The organism is Trichloromonas sp. (genome assembly GCF_034006665.1).
Taxonomy (GTDB): Bacteria; Desulfobacterota; Desulfuromonadia; order Desulfuromonadales; family Trichloromonadaceae; genus Trichloromonas.
The window spans coordinates 27,950-47,314 of the sequence record NZ_JAVESI010000022.1 but is presented as its reverse complement, the minus strand read 5'-3'; the positions used below and the strand labels follow the sequence as shown (position 1 = coordinate 47,314).

Here is a 19,365-nt window from a genome sequence, read left to right as displayed (position 1 = left end):
ATTATGGGGCAAGCGAAGCCAACGACCCCATCCCATCACGGAGGCTGAACATGAAAAAATCCCTTGCCCTTCTCGCGCTGGTGCTCTTCTGGACCTTTGTCGTGACGACCGGCGCCGCCCTGGCGCAGCCCTTCACGCTGCCGGCGTTGCCCTACGCCGGCGATGCCTTGGAGCCCTACATCGACAAACTGACCATGGAGATCCACCACGGCCTGCATCATCAGGGCTATGTCAATAACCTCAATGCCCAGGTCAAGACCTTTCCCGAACTGGCAGGGATGAGCCTGGAAAGCATGATGGCGAAAATCTCCACCTTCAACCCGGCGGTACGCAACAACGGCGGCGGCCACTACAATCACGATTTCTTCTGGAAGATCATGGCCCCCGCCGGAACCGGCGGTTCCCCCTCGGCGGAGCTGAGCGCGGCGATCAACCAGACCTTCGGTTCCCTCGATGAACTGAAAAAGCGGTTCAACCAAGCCGGGGCAACCCGTTTCGGTTCGGGCTGGGCCTGGCTGATCGTCACGGCCGACAAGAAACTCGCCGTCACCTCCACCGCCAACCAGGACAACCCCCTCATGGATGTCACCGAGGTCAAAGGCACCCCGATCCTTGCCGTCGACGTCTGGGAACACGCCTATTACCTCAGCTACCAGAACCGCCGGCCGGCCTATCTCGACCAGTGGTGGCAAGTGGTGAACTGGAACGAAGTCAACCGCCGCTTTGCCGAGGCGCTACGCTAGAAATCAAGTTCCATCCCAACGATGCGCAAAAACAAAAACAGCCGCTTTCGGGTTCGAATCCCGAAAGCGGTTGTTTTTGTTAAGAGTGCTTGCCCCCGAAGCGGACGGTCCGCCGCCAGGCATAGCAGACGGAGTTCGTGAGTTCAGTCAATACCCCGGAGAGAGTCCGCAGGGTTAAGGGAAATCTCCGTTTTCCCCTAGACTTTACTTATCATGGATGTCGGCGATGGTTGCGCAACCGCGCCGGAGCGGCAAGTATTTCGCCGGCGTTGGTGAATTGCTTTCTGTGCCGAAGGCGCGGCGAATGCGACGTTATTTTGAACACCCCATAGAGCGCGATAGACGGCACCAGCAGTTCCTCTGTGTTGCCAAGTGGTTGGGCGAAAATGTCGGCGGTGGGCGAATCAGCGAAATAGGCCAGCCAACCGCAGGAGTCGACCAGATTCATAGCCGGTCTTCCTCGCGCTCGAAGCGGGTGTCGATGCCCTTGAGAAAACCGCGCATTTTCTTAATGGGCTGTTTGGGGATCAGTTCCAGGCGGTTGCCGTAAGCGATCATCTGCACCTTCTGTCCGGCGGTCAGCCCCAGGCTCTCGCGCAAGGTTTTGGGAATAACAACCTGGAATTTTGGCGAAATAGTCACGGTTTCCATCGGCTTATCCTTATCGATAGGAGTTTTGTTCGATGCTAGCATCATCGATGCCCTCCGACAAGGATCGCTCCGGAAATCGCCGGAAGCTTGACTTGTCCGCCATCCCCTCGGTAAACTCCTCACCTCGGTTTCCCCCATCCTCAAGGAGTCCTTCCATGGCCCATAAAACCCGCCGGATTCAGGTCGGCTCGGTTGCCGTCGGTGGCGGCGCACCGGTGTCCGTGCAGTCGATGTGCAATACCGACACCCGCGATATCGTTGCCACTCTGGCGCAGATCCGTGCTCTGGCGGAAGCCGGTTGCGAGATCGTGCGCTGCGCCGTCCCCGACCGGGAGGCGGCCGAGGCGCTGCGGGCGATTCGCGCCCAATGCTCGATTCCGCTCATTGCCGACATCCATTTCGACTACCAGTTGGCCCTGACCGCCCTTGCCGCCGGGGCCGATGGGCTGCGCATCAACCCCGGCAACATCGGCGAGCGCTGGAAGGTGCAGGAAGTGGTCAGGGCCTGCGCCGAGCGCGCGGTGCCGATCCGCATCGGCGTCAACGGCGGCTCGCTGGAGAAGGAACTGCTGGAGAAATACGGCCATCCCACCGCCGAGGCAATGGTGGAAAGCGCTCTCGGCCATGTGCGGATTCTGGAGGATCTCGGTTTCGACCGGATCAAGATCAGCCTCAAGGCTTCGGATATTCGCCGCACCGTCGAAGCCTACCGGCAACTGGCGGCGTGCTGCGACTATCCCCTGCACATCGGCATCACCGAAGCCGGAACCACTTGGAGCGGGACGATCAAGAGCGCTGTCGGTCTCGGGATTCTGCTCTACGACGGAATCGGCGATACCTTGCGGGTGTCGCTGACCGGCGATCCGGTGGAGGAGGTGCGGGTCGGCTGGGAAATCCTTAAATCCCTGGGGTTGCGGGAGCGTGGCCCGGTTTTTGTCAGCTGCCCGACCTGCGGCCGTTGCCAGATCGATTTGATCCCCATCGCCGAGGAGGTCGAGCGGCGGCTCCACGATCTGCCGAAAAAACTCACCGTGGCGGTCATGGGCTGCGTCGTCAACGGTCCCGGCGAGGCTCGGGAGGCCGACGTCGGCATCGCCGGCGGCAAGGGGCAGGGGTTGCTCTTCCGCCACGGCGAGGTGGTGCGCAAGGTGCCTGAAGCTGAGCTGGCCGAGGCGTTGATTGCGGAAGCGCGGCGGATCGCGGAGGAGGAGTGAGCAAGAATGATGAATGATGAATGATGAGGCGCTGGAGATTGTTCTGCTGGAGCCCTATCTGACCGGCTCCCACGCCGCCTGGGCCAGGGAGTACGCGGCCCACAGCCGCCACCGGGTGCGGATTCTCGGGATGGAGGGGCGGCACTGGAAGTGGCGTATGCACGGCGGCGCCGTGACCTTGGCCCGGCAGTTTCTTGTTGAGAACCTGCGGTCCGATCTGCTCCTGGTCACGGACATGCTCGATCTCACCACCTTTCTCGCCCTGACCCGGAAGGCGACGGCGCGAACGCCCATCGCCCTCTACTTTCACGAAAATCAGCTCACCTACCCCTGGTCCCCCGGCGACGGCGATCCCGCGCGGCAACGGGATGTCCATTACGGGTTCATCAATTACGCGGGCGCCCTGGCCGCCGACGCCGTCCTTTTCAATTCCGACTATCACCGCCGCGTCTTTCTCGACGTGCTGCCCGGTTTTCTCGCCGCCTTTCCCGACCATCGCGAACCGGAGAGCGTTTCCGCCATTGCCGGAAAGAGCCGGACCCTGCCCCTGGGGCTCGATCTGCGCGCCCTGGACGGCCCGGCGTCGCCGCGAGTCGGGCCCCCGCTGCTTTTGTGGAATCATCGTTGGGAGTACGACAAGAATCCCGAGGAATTCTTTCGCGCCCTCTATCGGCTGGAGGAGATGGGCGTCGATTTTAATTTGGCGGTGCTGGGCGAATCCTTCCGCGACGCGCCGCCGATCTTCGCCGAGGTTCGTGAGCGGTTGGCCCAACGCATTGTCCACTGGGGCTTTGTCGAAAATTTCGCCGACTACGCCGCCTGGCTGCGGCGGGCCGATATCCTGCCGGTGACCTCGATCCACGATTTCTTCGGCGCGAGCGTGGTCCAGGCTGTTTATTGCAATACCTGGCCGCTGCTGCCAAAACGCCTGGCCTATCCGGAGCATCTGCCCGCTAACCGGCACGGGATGTTTTTCTACGACGACTTTGCGGAATTGGTGCGGCGGCTGGCGGAGTTGTGCCGAGACAGGGAAAACATCCGGCGAACACCGACGCGGTCGCTGGTGCTCCGCTATGGCTGGGAAACCCTGGCGCCGGTTTACGACGAACTTCTCGCCGCCCTGGCACGGGGCGGGACTTTTGCGGTTGACAGCGACGCGGGGCTGGGCTAATCAGAAACGGCGTCCGGTCGCGGCCGTTTCACCTCCGGCGACTTCAATCCCCCTCTTTTCGCAGGCACTCAATTCTATGACTTCGTACATGGCCATGTGGTGGGAGATCATTCTTCCCGTCCTTTTGATGCTCGGTATTGAACGCTTTCTGGTCCTCCGTTATCTGCGCACCCCCGAACAGGTGGCCTGGGTCCGTCGCCACGGTTGGCTGCACCCCAACGCCATCAGCCGCGCCCGTTATCCCATGGGCTTCATTTCCGTGCTGCTCCTGCACCTGGGTTTTCCCCGGCTCTGCTTCCTCTTTTTCACCTTCTGGATGATCAGCGACATCACCGACGGCGAGATCGCTCGTCGCTGCGATCTGCATACCGAAGAGGGGGAGACCATCGATCCCTTCTCGGACAAGCTCATGTATTCCCCCATGCTCATCTATATGGCCTGGACCGGCTGGCTTGACCCGCTGCTGGTGGGGCTGTTTCTGGTCTTCGACGTCGTCGGCCAGGTATCGCGGCGCTTCTGTAAGGTCAAGGCGGCCAATCTCTTCGGCAAAGCCAAGACCTTTCTGGTAGTGGTGCTTCTTATCGTCGTCGGTTTCGAGTGGATCTACGGCCCCCTGCCTCTGCTCGGCCGGGCGATCTACCCCCTGACGGCAATCTGTGCTGCCCTGGCGTTCTGTTCCACCGCCTTCAAACTCATTCCCAACTACTGGTACGCCAACATTCTCAGCATCATGAATCTGGTCTGCGGTCTGGCCGGCTGCTATGTGCTGCTCGCCGGACATCCCCCCGTCTATGCCCTGGGGTTGGTCTTTCTCGGCCAGTTTCTCGATCTCTTCGACGGGCGGGCAGCGGAGCGCTGGGGCTCGACTCCCCGGGGAGAGGTCTTCGACGACGTTGCCGACGGCACCAGCTTCGGTCTCACCGTCGGGTTGGTGGTTGCCCTGTCTTTCCCCTCCCTCACCCTGGGACTGGTGATCGGCGGACTCTATCTGGCGGCGGTAATCTACCGGCTCGTGCGCTTTGTCGTGGAGAAACGCAAAGAGGGCGTGCTGGGCGGCGTCGGTACTTTTTCCGGCATGCCGTCTCCGGCCGGGGCGTTGCTGGCCGGGACCGCCTGTGTCTTCATCCCCAGCCCGCTGGTCAACGGTATCCTTGTGCTGGCGACCTCGGCACTGATGGTCTCCCGCGTTCCCTATGCCCATTTCGGACGCACCATTCTCCCGAAAATTCCCAAAATCGTTCGCGTGCTGGTTCTCGGTCTTTTCCTGTTCATGCTTGCCCTCGGCTTCCGCCGCGACGAATATACGGCGCCCCTGCTGATCTCTCTGGTCGCGGCTCTGACCTATCTCGTCTCCCCCCTCTTCTGGAAAGAGAAGGCCAAGCCTTCGGACAAATAGCCCGCCAAAAACAAAGCCCCGGCACGAACCGGGGCTTTTTCGTCAGGGTTCCATCCTTGTTCAATCCGCCATGACCAGCACCGCCGCCCCTTCGATGCGCCCGGCCCGGAGCCGGTCGAGGGCCTCGTTGGCCGCTTCTAGGGGGAAGGGGACGACCTCGGTGTGCAGCGGGATTTCCCCGGCGAGGGCGAGCAGTTCCTCGCCGTCGCGGCGGGTGAGATTGGCCACCGAGCTGACCTTCCGTTCTTCCCAGAGAATGTGGTAGGGGAAGGTGGGGATGTCGCTCATGTGGATGCCGCCGGAGACGACATGCCCCCCTTTGTCCACGGCGCGCAGGGCGGCGGGGATCAGTTCCCCGGCCGGGGCGAAGATCAGGGCGGCGTCGAGAGGGACGGGGGGCCTCTCGTCTGAAGCTCCGGCCCAGACCGCGCCGAGGCGACGGGCGAAAGCCTGCGCTTCCATATCGCCGGGCCGGGTGAAGGCGTAGATCTTTTGCCCGCGATAGACGGCGATCTGCGCGACCAGGTGGGCGGCGGCGCCGAAGCCGTAGATGCCCAGGTGTTCGATGTTGTCGCCGGCAAGGCGGTAGGTGCGGTAGCCGATCAGTCCGGCGCAGAGCAGGGGCGCAGCATGGACGTCGGAAAATCCGCCGGGAAGGGGGAAGGTGTAGCGGGTGTCGGCGACGGTGTATTCGGCGAAGCCGCCGTCGAGGGTGTAGCCGGTGAATTTTGCCTCCTCGCAGAGATTCTCCTGGCCCCTGCGGCAATAGCGGCAGTGGCCGCAGGTGTGCCCGAGCCAGGGGACGCCGACCCGGTCGCCGAGTTGGAAGGGGCTGTCCCCCGGGCCGATACCCACCACCGTGCCGACGATTTCGTGGCCGGGGATCAGCGGGAGCTTCGGTTCGGTCAGCTCCCCGTCGACGATGTGCAGGTCGGTGCGGCAAACGCCGCAGGCGTGGATTTTGATCAGGACTTGTCCGGCGAGGGGCCGGGGCAGGGGGAGGGTGCGCGGTTGCAGACGGCGCTCTCCCGCTTCGAGGACCATGGCGCGCATGGTCTTGGGTAAGGACATAGCCTTCTCCTTTTCCGGAAAAGGTCGCGCCCGCCGTAAGGGGCGGGCGCGGCGGGTGGCGATGACTAGAGGGGCACCTCATCGACGGCGTCGGCGGCGCCGTCGATGGCGTCATGGGCGGTATTGCCGGCGACCGGAATGATCGAGATCACCGCGCCGACGGCGCGCATCGGCACGCTGACGACCTTGGTGAGGAAACAGCCGCTGAGCTGGCCGGCGAGAAGCAGAACGGCGAAGAGTTTGATCCAGTTCATTGCAGTTTTCCTTGAGAGAGGGATGGGGGGCTCAGCGCAGGGCTCCGGCACTGGCCGGAACCGCCCGCTTGAAGGCCCAGGCTTCGATTTTTTTGATCTGTTCGGCCATGGTGACCGATAGGGGAACGGTACGGCTGATCGCTTCCATGACGTCCTGCTGGGTCATGGCGCGGTTCTGGGCCAAGGACTCGAAACCGGCGCTGGCCACGGCCTGTTCGATCTCGGCGCCGGAAAACCCCTTGGCGGCGTGGGCGAGCATGCCCAAATCGAAATGCTCGATGGGGAAAGCACGCTTGCGCAGGTGGATGCGGACGATCTCTTCCCGCTCCGAGAGCCCCGGCAGGGCGACGTAGAAGATTTCATCGAAGCGCCCTTTGCGCAGCACCTCGGCGGGGAGCATCTCGATGGCGTTGGCGGTGGCGGCGACGAAGACGGGGTGGCGTTTTTCCTGCATCCAGGTGAGAAAATAGCCGAGCACCCGGGAGGCCGCGCCCCCTTCGGACTTGAAGCCCTGATTGGAGATGCCCGCCTCCATCTCGTCGATCCAGAGCACACAGGGAGAGAGCGCTTCGGCGGTCTTGCAGGCCTTGCGCAGGCTGCTTTCCGGCGAACCGAAGGTGCCTTCGTAGACCGTCGCCATGTCGAGACGCACCAAGGGCAAACGCCAGCGGGCGGCGATCGCCTTGACAAAGAGGCTCTTGCCGCAACCGCTGATGCCCATGACCAGCACCCCCCGGGGGAGGTTCTTGCCCGAAGAGAGTCCCACAGCGCCGAAGGCTTTTTCGCGTTTTTCCATCCAGCCCTTGAGGTTTTCCATGCCGCCGAGCTGATCGGCGGTGACGTCGTTCTCGACGAATTCCATGATGCCGCTTTTGCGCAACAGCTGCTTCTTGGTGCGGAAGAGGGCGGCGACCACTTCGTCCGGCCCGCCCTCTTTGCTGACCCGAGCCAGGCGCAGGGCGCGGTCGAGATTGAGCAGATCGAGCCCCTGGGCGGCGACGACGAGCCGTGACACCGTCTCGTCGTCGGCCAGTAGTTGGTCGATGAAGGGGTCCTTGCCCCGGTTCTTTTCGAGAAAGGCCTGGATCTCTTTACGGTCGGGCAGTCCGTGATCGAGGATCAGAAATTCCTCGCGCAAGGCCGGCGGGATGTCGGGACGGCCACCCATGAAGATCAGGGTCTTGCCGGGAGGGCGGCGCACCGCTGCGAAATCCTTGAGGGTGCGTTGAATGAAAGGATTGTCGTGCCAGAACCAGTCAAGATCCTTGAAGATGAAGATCCCCGGCCCCTCTTGTTCCACCGCCCAGCGCAGCCCCGCCAGGGGCTCGCGGGTGCCGTCATGGCCAAGAAAGCCGACGGTGCAGTTCCAGACCAGCGGGCCGGGCATTCCCTTGATGGCGTAGAGGGCGGCGTGGGCGATGAGAGCCTCAGTACGGCTTTCATTGTCGGTGGTGATGTAGATCAACGGTGTTCCCGCCGCTACCTGCCGACTGAAGTTGGTCAGGGACAGAAGCTCTTCCATGGTCGAATCCTTCCGGCAAACGATGAGAAGGCGCAATGATTTTGTCTTTCACGTTAAATCATCCGTTAAGATTTGTCCATGCCGGCCGGAATCCTTTTGTTGACGCTTTCCAAGCGGCCACAAGCCGGTTGACTTGGGAGACATCTTCCCATTACAGTCCTGATGCCGTTGGGGGCGATGCCCTCTCAATTTCCGTAAGTCCGTTCCTCTTGCCCCGATAATCTCTTCGCTTTGGTGTCCTGCTTCATGCCCTTGACCCCGTTTGCCTACGTCAATGCGGAAAAATCAACGCTCTACCGGGAGCTGATGCGGGTTTTCGTTGCCGCCAAGGAGCGTTTTCTCGTCCATCTGCGCCCCGAGGATGTGCATGAGCGGCTGCCCGCCATCGCGCGGGAAGAGGTCGAGCGCGCTTTGCAGCAGCTGGTCGATTGGGGGAATCTGAGGGCCGAACCCGACACCGGACGGGTCAGCACGGTGGAGGATTTCTATCGGGCTCGCTTTCTCTACCAGCTCACCAAGGAGGGGGAGGCCGCCGAGATCGCCCTAGCTGCCTATGATGAGGCTCTTGGTCGACGCGGGGTTCTGCAGGCGGTGGCCCTGGCGGACATCCGCCACCAGTTGCGGACTTTGCAGGTCCTTTTGCGGGAGGCGGAGCCCGATCCGGCTCGGGCGCATTTTTTGTTGCGCGATCTGAGCCGGGTCTTTGCCGATCTGGCGGAAAACGCCCAGGCCTTCATGGCGGGACTGGGCCGGACCTTGGAATTGCGCGGCGCCGACCGCGAGGCGTTTCTCGCCTACAAGGAAAGGCTTGTCGACTATCTGCAGCGGTTCATCGGCGAACTGGTTACCGCATCGGCCGACATTGCCCGGTTGCTTAGGGAGATTGGTACCGATGCCGGGGAGTCTTCCGGCATTGAGCGCCTGTTGCGCTTGGTGGCGGCCCGCGAAGCCCGGGACGCCTTGGAGGAGGGGGGAGAAGGGGAGGCGCCGGCAACCGCGCGGCATCTGGAGCAATGGCGTGCCCGTTGGGAGGGGTTGACGGCCTGGTTCATCGGCGGCCGTCACCATCCCTCCCAAGCGGAGCTGCTGCGCAATCGCGCCCGGCGGGCCATTCCCGAACTGCTCGACGCGGCGCGGCGCCTCAACGAGCAGCGTTTGGGGCGCAGTGACCGGGCTGCCGATTTTCGTACTCTGGCCCGCTGGTTTGCCGAAGCCGAAACCGAGGCCGCCGCCCACCGGTTGTGGCGGGCTGCGTTCGGTCTGACCCCCGCCCGACACCTGACGATAGACGAGGAGACCCTGGCGGCGCGGGAGGCCGAGCCCGTTTCCCCGGCGACCTCCTGGCTGGAGGCGCCCCCGCTGATCATCAACGCTCGCTTGCGCGCTACCGGCAGTTACCGCAAGAAAGGGCAGCCGCCGAAGGTTCAGCGCCGCGACCGGGAGCGGGAGCTGCTTTCCCGGCAATTGGCCGAGGAGAATGCCCAGATCCGCGCCGCCCGGCGTCTGCTTGCCACCGGCGCGCCGCTACGGCTGAGCGCCGTCGGTTGCCTTGATCCTGCTCCTTTCGCCCTTTTCCTGCAGCTGTTGGGGGACGCTCTGGCCGCTTCCGTCGACCCGGAAGGAGACGTCGTCACCCTTTCCGGGGACGGCAGCCTGCGTATTTCCCTGACCCCCCTGGGGCCGGAAACGCGGGCGCGGATCGAAACGCCCGACGGGGTTTTCGGCGGTCGGGATCACCTCCTCTGTATTACTGCTCTCGACGATGACGAACCGCCGCAAGCCCTCGGGGAGGTCGCCCCGTGAACGGACGGCCTGCTTCCGCGACCCTGCTCGCCAACGCCCTCGACCGCAGTCGGGCCGAAGAGCGACGCCGAGCCCTGCGCGCGCTGCTGGCGCGCCCCCTGTTACCCGCCCGTCATCCCGCCTTTCCCTTGGTGCGACGCCACGCCGAGGCCCTCCGTCAATGGCTGGTGGCGGAGACGGGATGGAGTTTGCAGGTCGAAGGAGATTTCGCCCGCCTGCACAAGCGCGTCGCCTGCCACGACGACGGTACCCGTCCGGCCGGCGCCGACTATCCCGCCGCCGATCCTCCGTTCAGTCGCCGCCGTTACTGTCTCCTCTGCCTGGCTTTGGCGGTGCTGGAAAAGGGGGAGGCGCAGACCGCCCTGGGACGCTTGGGCGAGCAGGTCGTGACGGCCGCCGCCGAACCGGCTTTGCTCGCGGCGGGGATCCGCTTTGCCCTCGACAACCGGGAGGAACGCCGGGATCTGGTGGCGGTGGTCCGGCATCTGCTGGCGCTGGGGGTACTCATCCGGGTGGCGGGGGACGAAGATGCCTTTATCGATGCCGCGGGGGATGCCCTCTACGACGTCAACCGCCGCATCCTCTCCGCCTTGCCGGTAACGGTGAAGGGGTCGTCCATGGTCAACCTGGTCGGCGATCCCGGGACGACCGCCGGGCGTATCGCCGCGCTGACGGAAACCTTCGTCCCCGATACCGTCGAAGGACGGAACCGGGCTCTCCGTCGGCGGTTGACCGGCCGTCTGCTCGACGACCCGGTGGTTTACTGGGATGAGCTGGAAGAGACGGAGCGCGCCTATCTGACCAGCCAGCGCGCCGCGATTGCCGCCCGTATCCGCGAGGCCACCGGATTGCTTGCCGAGGTGCGGGCCGAGGGGATCGCCCTGGTCGATGACGCCGGGGAACTGACCGACTGCCGTCTGCCGTCGGAGGGGACCGACGGGCACCTTGCGTTGCTGACCGTTACCTGGCTCGCCGAGCGGGCCGGTGTCCTCGCCAAGGGCGAAACCGTCCCCGTGCGCGACCTTGAAGAGGCCGTCAAGGGGTGGATGGTTCGCTACGGCCGTTTCTGGAAAAAGGCTGCCCGCGAGCCCGGAGCCGAGCGGGAATTATGCCGCCAGGCTCTGGAACGTCTGGTGGCTCTGCGCCTGGCGGAGGCGACGGGCGCCGGAATCCGGCCGTTGCCTGCCATCGGCCGCTACGCCATGGGCGAAACGCTGCTGCCGATAGAGGAAACCCTCGATTTGTAATCACCGACTTGGCTACGGGAACATTCAACGCAAGGCGTCATACATGCAGACTACCGACATCCCGCTTCATCTTCCCCGTCCTTCCCGAAAACGCTGGCAGCCCTTGCGGGCCGGACTCACCGACCTGTTCTTCTATGACCAGGAGGAGTTCCGTTTCCGGGACGGACGTCTGTTGCTGCGCGGCAACAACGGTACCGGAAAATCGAAGGTTCTCGCCCTCTGTCTCCCCTTTCTTTTCGACGGCCAGACCTCTCCCGCCCGGGTCGAACCCGACGGCGACCCCGGCAAGCGCATGGAATGGAACCTGCTGCTCGGCGGCCGCTATCCGGAGCGGCTCGGGTATACCTGGCTCGAATTCGGCCGCCTGACCGAGGACGGCGGAGCCGAGTATTTCACCATCGGCTGCGGCCTCCGGGCGGTAGCCGGACGGGGAGCGCCGACGACCTGGTTTTTTACCACCCCCCTGCGGTTGGGGACCGATTTCTATCTGGTGGGGGAAGGGGGATTTGCCCTCAATCGGGAACGATTGGAGGAAGTTCTCGGCGATCATGCGGTGTTCGAAAACTCCGGACGCTACCGCCGCGCCGTCGATGAAAAACTTTTTCAACTCGGTGAGGAGCGTTACCGGGCGCTGGTCGATCTGCTGATTCAGCTGCGTCAGCCCCAGCTCTCCAAACGTCCCAATGAAAAGGCGCTCTCGGCGGCGCTGACCGAGGCCCTGCCCCCCTTCGACCGCACCGTGTTGACCGATGTGGCCGAGGCTTTCCGCAACCTGGAGGACGAACGGCAGGAGTTGGCCGGGCTGGCCGAGGCCGGTCGGGCGGTGGACGAATTCCGCCGCCACTATCGCGGTTATGCCCGTATCCTTGCCCGGCGCAAGGCCCGGGACGTGCGCCAAGGGCAGAGCCGTTTTGAAAAGACCGGCGGTGAACTGAACACGGCTCGGGAGAGTCTGCGGGAAGCCGAGAAGCGGCGCGGAGAACTGGAAGCCGGGATCGAAGGGGTCGAGCGGGGGCTCGCCGCCGTCCAGGTCGAGGAACGCATCCTGCGGGACAGCCCCGAGATGCGCTCCGCCGAAGCGCTGCGCCAGGCGGAAAGCCTGGCCGCTGAGAAGGCGGAAATGGCCGACGAGGCTCGACGGGCCGCCCGGCATGACGGGGAACTGTCCGACCGGGCGGTTTCCCGGCTGGAAGAACTGGAGGAAAAGATCGCCTCCGGTCGCCGGGAAGTCGACGAAACTGCCGCCTGTTTGCAACGCCTCGCCGCCGCCGTCGGCTTCCGTACCGCGCACGATGCCCTGGTCGCCCCCCTGGTTCTGCCCGACGGCCCGCCGGATGCGGAGGATGACGCCGCCCCCTTGGCCGAGGCCCGGTGCCGGGCGGAGGATCTTTGCCGTCGCCGACGGGAGGGGATCGAGCACCTGGAAACCCTTCATCGGGAACTGCACCGGGTGCGGGATAAGCTCGCCGAAGCTCAGCGCATTTTTGCGACGATTGCCGCCGAGGGGGAGCGGCTGCGGGATGAGCAGGCTGCCGCCGACTTTGATGTGCGAACAACCGGGGAGTCTTTGGTCGGCGAGTTCTTCCGGTACTTGGCTGACTTGCGGGAGTTGCGCCTGGACGAGGAGGAAGCGGTGGGGGCCGAACTGCGGGAGTGGACCCGGACCCTTGCCGGGAGTAACCCGGCCTTCTCTGCCGTCGAAAGCGCCTTCCGCAATTCCGCCAACCGTCTCGCCGAAGCTCGGCAGAAGGCCCAAGCGGAGATGGAGGAGGTGGAATCGGCGCTGCGGGAGGTTGAGGTCGAAATCCGTCGCCTCGAAGGGGGAGAAACGACCCGACCGCCCCTCTGGCCCGCCCGCGATGGGCTGGGGCGGCTCGACCGCCCCGGTGCCGCTTTGTGGCAACTGGTCGATTTTTCTCCTGAGCTTGCCCCGGAAGCCCGCGCTGGCATCGAGGCTGCCCTGGAGTCTTCCGGCCTGCTTGATGCCTGGATCACCCCCGAGGGGAAGGTCCTGGGGCCTGATCTGCTCGATGCGGTCCTGACGGCGGCCGCGCCGGTTTCCCCCTCCCTGGTCGAGGTCCTTCTGCCCGCCGTGGACCGCGATGATCCCCGCGCCGCCCTGGTTCATACCGAGACCGTTTCCGCCATCCTCGCCGGAATCGGTTGGGGGCCGGGGGATCATCCCTGCTGGATCGCGGCGGACGGGCAGTGGCGCCTTGGGCCGCTGCAGGGATGCTGGCGCAAGGAGAAGGCGGAGTATGTTGGTGCCGGTGCGCGGGAAGCCGCCCGTCGGCGGCGTCTGGAAGAACTGACCTGCCAGGCCGCCGTCTTCCGGAATGAGCTGGCCGAGGCGGAACGGCGGCAGGAATGTGTCGAGGAAAGATGGCAACGGCTGGAGCGGGAGCACCGTTCCCTGCCTGTGGATACCGCCCTGCGCGAGGCCCATCAGCGTTTGGTCTGGATCGGGAAGCAACTGGCGGACCAGCAGGAGCGGCTGACCCAGGCCGAAAAGGAACGGGACCGCCGTCGGGAGGAAGCGGATGAAGTCGCGGCAAATCGCAACCGGGCCGCCGCCGATCTGCAACTGCCCACCGACGAGGAGGAACTGAGCCGGGTCGCCGCCGCTCTTCAGGATTACCGCGAGCAGCTAAAAGGATTCTGGCCGGAACTTCGTTCCCACCGGCGCAGCTTGGCCCAGGGGCATGCCGCCCGGCGAGAGCTGATCTTGGCCCGGGAGCGCGAAGAGGAGACGATGCAGCGGGTGCGGGAAAGCGAAACGGCCGCCCGCGATGCCGAGGTGCGCCTGGAAACGCTGCGTTCCACAGTGGGAGAGTCGGTGGCCGAACTGGAGCGGCGGCTCGCCGCCAACGCCGCTCGCGGCCAGATCCTCCGCCAGGAAGAAAAAAAGGCACGTGCGGAAGAGAAGGAGATTTCAGTGCGAGTGGGCGAGTTCTCCAGTCAGGTGCAGACGCTGACCGCCGTGTTGGAGCGGCTCGACGGCGAGCGCCGGGTGGCGGTGCGCCATTTCCAGGCCTTTGCCGAGGCCGGGCTGCTCGCCGCCGCCGTGCCGGAACTGGAACTCCCCGGGCGGGAAGGGGACTGGTCGATCGATCCGGCCCTGCGCCTGGCCCGGCGCGTGGAGCAGCTGCTGGAGGAAGTCGAGGACGACGAGGCGGCTTGGAGCCGTTTTCAGCGCGGCATCCAGGAACAGTTGTCCCGGTTGCAGGGCACCCTCTCCCGCTATGGGCATGAGGCGGCGGGGGAGTTGACCGACCAGGGGTTCGTCGTCACCATCGTTTTCCAGGGGCGGCGTTTAGCCCCCGATGCTCTCGCCGAAGGACTCGGGAGCGAGTTGGAGGAACGACGGCGGTTGCTCAATGAACGGGAGCGGGAGCTGCTGGAAAACCACCTCATCAGCGAAGTCGCCAGCCACCTGCATACCCTCATCCGCGATGCCATGGAGCAGTTGGGACGGATGAACGCCGAGCTGGAAGCTCGCCCCACCAGCACCGGCATGAAGCTGCGCTTCCAGTGGAAACCCCTGGCCGACGGTGAATCCCTCGATGCCCCCGTCGGTCTGGCCGAGGCCCGCAAGAGACTGCTGCGGCAGGTGGTGGACGCCTGGTCGCCCGAGGACCGAGAGGCGGTCGGGCGTTTCCTGCAGGAGCACATCAACCGGATCCGGCTCGCCGACGAGGGGGGCACTCTGCTCGCGCACCTGGAGCGCGCCCTCGATTACCGGCGCTGGCACCGTTTCACCGTCGAGCGCTGGCAGGACGGCCAGTGGCGCTCGGCGAGCGGACCGGCCTCGGGAGGGGAGCGGGTTCTGGCGGTTACCATCCCTCTCTTCGCCGCCGCCTCCGCCCACTACGGCAGCGCCGCGCCGTCCGCGCCCCGCCTGGTCCTCCTCGATGAAGCCTTCGCCGGGGTCGACGACGACTCACGGGCCAAGTGCATGGGTCTGCTGACCCAGTTCGATCTCGACTTTATCATGACCAGCGAGCGCGAATGGGGCTGCTATCCCGAGGTGCCGGGCCTCTCCATTCTGCAGCTTACCCGGCGGGAGGGGATCGATGCGGTCCATCTTTCTCGCTGGCAGTGGGACGGCCGTCGCCGCGAGCGCGCCGCCGACCTGCTACCTCCCATGCAGGCTCCCGCCGCCGAAACTTCCGATTCGAATGTGAGCGGGACGGGGAGTCTGTTCTGATGGACGGTTTTTCGCGGAGGGGGATCAATGGGATCCGGCGATAGCGAAAAATTGCGGCGACTTCTCGGCCGTCCCGAGTTGGAGCGGCTTCTCGATCGCCTGCAGCGGCACTTTGAGCTGGGTGGCGAAACGGGGACGGCGATCCTGCTGGCCGGGGTTGCGGAGGAGGAACGCCGGGCGGTGGAAACCCTCCTCGGTCGTCCCGTCGGCCGGGGGCGCTCTCTCCGGATTCCCCTGCCGGACCTGGAACAGGTGCTGCGGCAATCCGGCGCGGCGCCCGATCTGCGCAGCGCCGTGGCCATCCTGCGTGGTCCCCTGCGTGATCGGCGGGCCGAGCGGGAGGAATCCTTGGCCGCCTGGCAGGCCGTTTTTCGCGAAGCGGGCGAAACCCTCGCCGACCCGGGGGCGGCGGAGTGGCTGGCGCGGTTGCGGCAAGACGGCCTGCTCAAGCGCCTGGCCGGGGGCGATCCCCTGCGGGGGGCGGAGTTGTTGCGGCAGGCGACGGCGATTCTGCGCGAACTTCCCGCCCGGGGAATTTCCCTCGGGTGCCTGGCCGCCGCCACTCTCGGCGATGCCCACGGTCTCGATCCGGGTCGACCGGTGGCGACTTTGGTACTGCGGGGCATCCTCACCGGTGGGCAGCTGTCCGAGGAGCGGACGCCGGAGGGGGTTCGGGAAACCTGGGCGGCCGCCGGGGTGCTGGTGGGCGGTGGCCTTTCCAACACGGTGCTGGTGTTGAACCTGCCGGTTCTCGGCGAAGGGACCACTGGCCGCGCCCTCGCCCTGTTCGCCGCGAGCGCCGAGCCGGTCTGGTTGACCCTGCGGCAGCTGCTGCGCGAGCCCCCGGTCTTCGCCGGCGCGGGCAAGACCGTGTTCGTCTGCGAAAACCCCAGCGTGGTCTTCGAGGCTGCCGAGGAACTGGGAACAGCCTGCCCGCCGCTGGTTTGCTGCAACGGCCAACGCAACGCGGCCGTCATGATGTTGCTGCGTCAACTGGTTGCCGCCGGTGCCGGGCTTGTCTATCATGGCGATTTCGACTGGGCCGGACTGACCATCGCCAACGGCCTCATGGAGCATCTGCCGGTGCGCCCCTGGCGGTTCGATTGCGCCACCTATCTGGGGAGCGTCGGCCGCTCCGGCAAATTGCTGATCGGCAATCCCGTTGCTGCCAGCTGGGAGCCGGCGCTGGCCGCGGCGATGAACGCCGCCGGCAAAGCCGTCGAAGAGGAACATTTGCTCGATCTGCTGCTGGCGGATCTCAAGCGGGGCGACGTTCCCGAACCTTGAACATTTTGCCTTTTTTCCGGAGTCCTGCATGCTTGATCTGATCAAGAGCCACCTCGCCGCCGTTAAGGCTCATCCCGCCGTCACGCCTCTGGTTCTGCGCAAGGCCCATGCCCTTTACGTCAACGGCCACTGCCAAATGCTGACCTGCGCCCGGGATCATTTTCATATCGCCATCGACGATGAGTTCAAGGATTTCGACCTGGTCGTCGAGCTGACTGCCGACGGCGTCGTCACCCGGTGCAACTGTCGCGCCGCCGAGGCCGAGTGTCATCACACCGTGGCCGGGCTCTTGGAACTCACCGATTTTCTGGCGCGGGAGGAGCTACCCGAAGCGGGTTCGGGTCAGACCTATACCCGCGAAGGGATGATCAAACGGGTGCTCGACGAACGGCGGGAGAAGGCGGAGCAGGCCGAATACCGCATCGACTTCGCCGACAACCCCTACGGCGAGCACGAACTGCTCACCGAGAAAGCGCGTCTCTATAAACTGACCTTTCGCGACATCGAGTCGGAGCAGGGATACTGCTCCTGTCCCGACTACCGCACCAACAAGCTGGGTACCTGCAAGCATCTGATGCATGCTTTCGACCGCTTCAAGAAGGGCGGTGGACCGCCGGTCGCCGGGCAGGAATATCCCTTTGTCGAAATCTTTCTCGATCCCCACCGGGAGAATCGGATCGCCTGGTTTTATCCCCATGAACTGCCCGCCGCCGCGGCGCCGCTGATCGCTGAGTTTTTTGCCGCCGACCGGACTCTTGCCGGCGACAAAACGCCGGATTTTCTCGCTTTTATCGAAGCTGCCCGGGAACTGAAGGAGATCCTCATCCGGCCCGAGGTGTTAGAGGCGATGGAGGAGTTTTTCGAGGCACGCCTGCTGGCGGAGATCCGGGAAAAACACCGGCCCGATTATGCCCTAGTCAGGGCCGATCTCTTCCCCTACCAGAAGGAGGGAATCGAGTTCGCTCTCTATCGCAAGGGGGCGATCATTGCCGATGAGATGGGCCTGGGCAAAACCCTGCAGGCCATTGCCACGGCGGTGCTGAAAAAGGATCTGTTCGGGTTCGCGCGCACCTTGATCGTCTGCCCCGCCTCGCTCAAGGATCAGTGGCAAAAGGAAATCGAGCGGTTCTGCGGAGAGAAGGCGGTAGTGGTGCAGGGCGCGCCGGAGGAGCGGGCCGCGCTCTACCGGGAGTCCGACGCCTATTTCCTGATCTGCAACTACGAGGCGACGTTGCGCGATCTGCCGCTGCTGCAGAAATACGCTCCCGATTTCATCATTCTCGACGAGGCCCAGCGGATCAAGAATTACGAAACCCAGACCGCCGGCGTGGTCAAGCAGATCCCCAGAAAACATGCTCTGGTCATCACCGGTACACCGATCGAGAACCGCTTGGTCGATCTCTACTCCATCGTCGATTTTCTCGACCCGAAGCTGCTCTCTCCGCTCTGGGAATTTTCCTATCAGCACTGCTGCTTCGACCCCCGGCAGAAGAACAAGATAACCGGTTATTACAACCTGCAAAGCCTGAAGGAGCGTCTGCAGCCGATTCTGATCCGCCGGGAGAAGAAGGATGTTATCCGCCAGCTTCCCCATATCATCCACCACGATGTCCCGGTGGCGCTGCATCCGCGCCAGATCGACCATCATGCGAGTTATGCCAACGGCGTGGCTCAGATCCTGCGCAAGAAGTTCATGACTCCCTTCGACCTGCAGAAGTTGCAGCTGCTGCTGGCGAAGATGCGCATGGTTTGCGATTCGACCTTTCTGGTCGAGCCGGAGGAGGAAATCCATTATTCCCCCAAGCTCGACCAGTTGCGCCACATCCTTCTCGATCAACTCGACCTGAGGCGCTCGCCGCGCAAGATCGTGATCTTTTCCGAGTGGGTGCGGATGAACCAGCTCATCGGCCGCATGCTGCGTGAGAACAATCTTGGCTATGTGGAGCTCTCCGGCAAGGTACCGGTGCCCAAACGGGCGGCGTTGATCCGCGAGTTCGAGGAGAATCCGAAATGTCGGGTCTTCCTTTCCACCGAAGCCGGCGGTGCCGGTCTCAACCTGCAGGTCGCCGATACGGTGATCAACTTCGAGCTTCCCTGGAACCCGGCCAAGAAGAATCAGCGCATCGGTCGCATCGACCGTCTCGGTCAGCGGAGCGACCAGTTGACGGTCATCAACCTGATCGCCCGTGACTCCATCGAAAGCCGCATTGCCGAGGGGTTGCTGCTCAAGCAGGATCTTTTCGAGGGGGTGCTGAGCCCCGGGAGTACTCTCGACAACGTCGATTTCGCCGACCGGGGGCGTCCCCAGTTTCTGGAACAACTGGAAGCGGCCGTGGATCAGTTCGTTCACCCCCTTCCAACAGACGTCGAGGAAGAAACCGTGGCGGAATTAGCCGCCGCTTCTGGCGATCCCTGCGCGGAACCGGTCGAAACGGAAAGGCCGGTGATCCAACCGGCCGCCGCGACTGTGGCCGCCGAACCGAGAACGATTGCCGGGCAAAGCTCTCGTGGCGCTTCGCCGGAGCAGTTGGCCCAGGTCATGAATCAGGGGATGACGTTTCTCTCCAGCCTAATGCAGATGGCGACGGGGCAGGCCCTGCAGGCCGAAGCGGGGGCGATTTCGGTCGATCCCGCAACCGGGGAGGTGACGATGAAGTTCAGGTTGCCGGGGGTCGGCGGATGATGTTTTTCCCTTTGCTCATCTGCCCTCGGGAAGGATGGGAATGTTAGGGCGAATCCGGAAATTCTTTCTGCTCGCCGCTCCGGGATCAATTTCTTAAAAGGGGCGAAATCGAACCG

Annotated in this window: 14 protein-coding genes; 9 read left to right on the top strand and 5 right to left on the bottom strand. The window is 64.3% G+C overall.

Annotated features, from left to right (window positions below; all coding sequences use genetic code 11):
• The first annotated feature begins 50 nt into the window (after nucleotides 1-50).
• Nucleotides 51-743 (top strand): superoxide dismutase, encoded by a 693-nt coding sequence (locus RBR25_RS09945; RefSeq protein WP_432819393.1) that lies wholly within the window; start codon nucleotides 51-53, stop codon nucleotides 741-743.
• Nucleotides 744-954: 211 nt separating this feature from the next.
• Here the strand turns inward: RBR25_RS09945 and RBR25_RS09940 are convergent, their stop codons facing one another.
• Nucleotides 955-1,191, bottom strand: coding sequence for a hypothetical protein (locus tag RBR25_RS09940; protein WP_432819392.1), 237 nt, complete (start codon nucleotides 1,189-1,191; stop codon nucleotides 955-957).
• The gene (locus RBR25_RS09935; RefSeq protein WP_432819391.1) at nucleotides 1,188-1,394 is read right to left on the bottom strand and encodes an AbrB/MazE/SpoVT family DNA-binding domain-containing protein; all 207 of its coding nucleotides are present in this window, start codon (nucleotides 1,392-1,394) and stop codon (nucleotides 1,188-1,190) included. The genes RBR25_RS09940 and RBR25_RS09935 overlap by 4 nt, the downstream gene beginning before the upstream one ends.
• Nucleotides 1,395-1,549: 155 nt before the next feature.
• Between RBR25_RS09935 and ispG the strand changes: the two genes are divergently transcribed.
• The 3 genes from ispG (at nucleotide 1,550) to RBR25_RS09920 (ending at nucleotide 5,175) form a co-directional block, all read left to right on the top strand.
• The gene (gene ispG, locus RBR25_RS09930) at nucleotides 1,550-2,608 is read left to right on the top strand and encodes a flavodoxin-dependent (E)-4-hydroxy-3-methylbut-2-enyl-diphosphate synthase (protein WP_432819390.1); all 1,059 of its coding nucleotides are present in this window, start codon (nucleotides 1,550-1,552) and stop codon (nucleotides 2,606-2,608) included.
• A gap of 13 nt (nucleotides 2,609-2,621) precedes the next feature.
• On the top strand, nucleotides 2,622-3,779 hold the full coding sequence (locus RBR25_RS09925; RefSeq protein ID WP_432819389.1) for a tRNA-queuosine alpha-mannosyltransferase domain-containing protein: 1,158 nt from the start codon (nucleotides 2,622-2,624) through the stop codon (nucleotides 3,777-3,779).
• 76 nt (nucleotides 3,780-3,855) lie between these two features.
• A complete protein-coding gene (locus RBR25_RS09920) occupies nucleotides 3,856-5,175 on the top strand; it encodes a CDP-alcohol phosphatidyltransferase family protein (RefSeq protein WP_432819388.1) in 1,320 nt (439 codons plus the stop codon).
• A gap of 60 nt (nucleotides 5,176-5,235) precedes the next feature.
• Here the strand turns inward: RBR25_RS09920 and RBR25_RS09915 are convergent, their stop codons facing one another.
• The 3 genes from RBR25_RS09915 to RBR25_RS09905 all read right to left on the bottom strand — a co-directional run bounded on the left by RBR25_RS09915 (nucleotide 5,236) and on the right by RBR25_RS09905 (nucleotide 8,022).
• The gene (locus RBR25_RS09915) at nucleotides 5,236-6,228 is read right to left on the bottom strand and encodes a zinc-dependent alcohol dehydrogenase family protein (protein WP_432819401.1); all 993 of its coding nucleotides are present in this window, start codon (nucleotides 6,226-6,228) and stop codon (nucleotides 5,236-5,238) included.
• Nucleotides 6,229-6,311: 83 nt separating this feature from the next.
• Nucleotides 6,312-6,500 (bottom strand): DUF6726 family protein, encoded by a 189-nt coding sequence (locus tag RBR25_RS09910; protein ID WP_432819387.1) that lies wholly within the window; start codon nucleotides 6,498-6,500, stop codon nucleotides 6,312-6,314.
• 31 nt (nucleotides 6,501-6,531) lie between these two features.
• Nucleotides 6,532-8,022: an AAA family ATPase gene (locus RBR25_RS09905; protein ID WP_432819386.1), complete on the bottom strand. Its 1,491-nt coding sequence runs from the start codon at nucleotides 8,020-8,022 to the stop codon at nucleotides 6,532-6,534.
• Nucleotides 8,023-8,268: 246 nt separating this feature from the next.
• Here RBR25_RS09905 and RBR25_RS09900 point away from each other — a divergent pair, with 246 nt between their 5' ends.
• From RBR25_RS09900 to RBR25_RS09880, 5 genes are read left to right on the top strand one after another with little or no spacing between them, the layout of a single operon-like run.
• Complete coding sequence (locus RBR25_RS09900) at nucleotides 8,269-9,825, top strand: TIGR02677 family protein (RefSeq protein ID WP_432819385.1); 1,557 nt, start codon at nucleotides 8,269-8,271, stop codon at nucleotides 9,823-9,825.
• Entirely contained in the window at nucleotides 9,822-11,072 is a 1,251-nt protein-coding gene (locus RBR25_RS09895; protein WP_432819384.1) for a TIGR02678 family protein, read from the top strand. Before RBR25_RS09900 ends, RBR25_RS09895 begins: the two co-directional genes overlap by 4 nt.
• Nucleotides 11,073-11,115: 43 nt before the next feature.
• On the top strand, nucleotides 11,116-15,279 hold the full coding sequence (locus tag RBR25_RS09890) for a TIGR02680 family protein (protein WP_432819383.1): 4,164 nt from the start codon (nucleotides 11,116-11,118) through the stop codon (nucleotides 15,277-15,279).
• A gap of 27 nt (nucleotides 15,280-15,306) precedes the next feature.
• On the top strand, nucleotides 15,307-16,566 hold the full coding sequence (locus RBR25_RS09885; RefSeq protein WP_432819382.1) for a TIGR02679 family protein: 1,260 nt from the start codon (nucleotides 15,307-15,309) through the stop codon (nucleotides 16,564-16,566).
• Between the two features lie 28 nt (nucleotides 16,567-16,594).
• Entirely contained in the window at nucleotides 16,595-19,249 is a 2,655-nt protein-coding gene (locus RBR25_RS09880; protein ID WP_432819381.1) for a DEAD/DEAH box helicase, read from the top strand.
• Nucleotides 19,250-19,365: the final 116 nt, after the last annotated feature.

Coding starts and splice junctions, on each gene's coding strand:
- RBR25_RS09945 (WP_432819393.1), top strand. CDS start 51: ATGAAAAAATCCCTTGCCCTTCTCGCGCTGGTGCTCTTCTGGACCTTT.
- RBR25_RS09940 (WP_432819392.1), bottom strand. CDS start 1,191: ATGAATCTGGTCGACTCCTGCGGTTGGCTGGCCTATTTCGCTGATTCG.
- RBR25_RS09935 (WP_432819391.1), bottom strand. CDS start 1,394: ATGGAAACCGTGACTATTTCGCCAAAATTCCAGGTTGTTATTCCCAAA.
- ispG (WP_432819390.1), top strand. CDS start 1,550: ATGGCCCATAAAACCCGCCGGATTCAGGTCGGCTCGGTTGCCGTCGGT.
- RBR25_RS09925 (WP_432819389.1), top strand. CDS start 2,622: ATGATGAATGATGAGGCGCTGGAGATTGTTCTGCTGGAGCCCTATCTG.
- RBR25_RS09920 (WP_432819388.1), top strand. CDS start 3,856: ATGACTTCGTACATGGCCATGTGGTGGGAGATCATTCTTCCCGTCCTT.
- RBR25_RS09915 (WP_432819401.1), bottom strand. CDS start 6,228: ATGCGCGCCATGGTCCTCGAAGCGGGAGAGCGCCGTCTGCAACCGCGC.
- RBR25_RS09910 (WP_432819387.1), bottom strand. CDS start 6,500: ATGAACTGGATCAAACTCTTCGCCGTTCTGCTTCTCGCCGGCCAGCTC.
- RBR25_RS09905 (WP_432819386.1), bottom strand. CDS start 8,022: ATGGAAGAGCTTCTGTCCCTGACCAACTTCAGTCGGCAGGTAGCGGCG.
- RBR25_RS09900 (WP_432819385.1), top strand. CDS start 8,269: ATGCCCTTGACCCCGTTTGCCTACGTCAATGCGGAAAAATCAACGCTC.
- RBR25_RS09890 (WP_432819383.1), top strand. CDS start 11,116: ATGCAGACTACCGACATCCCGCTTCATCTTCCCCGTCCTTCCCGAAAA.
- RBR25_RS09885 (WP_432819382.1), top strand. CDS start 15,307: ATGGGATCCGGCGATAGCGAAAAATTGCGGCGACTTCTCGGCCGTCCC.
- RBR25_RS09880 (WP_432819381.1), top strand. CDS start 16,595: ATGCTTGATCTGATCAAGAGCCACCTCGCCGCCGTTAAGGCTCATCCC.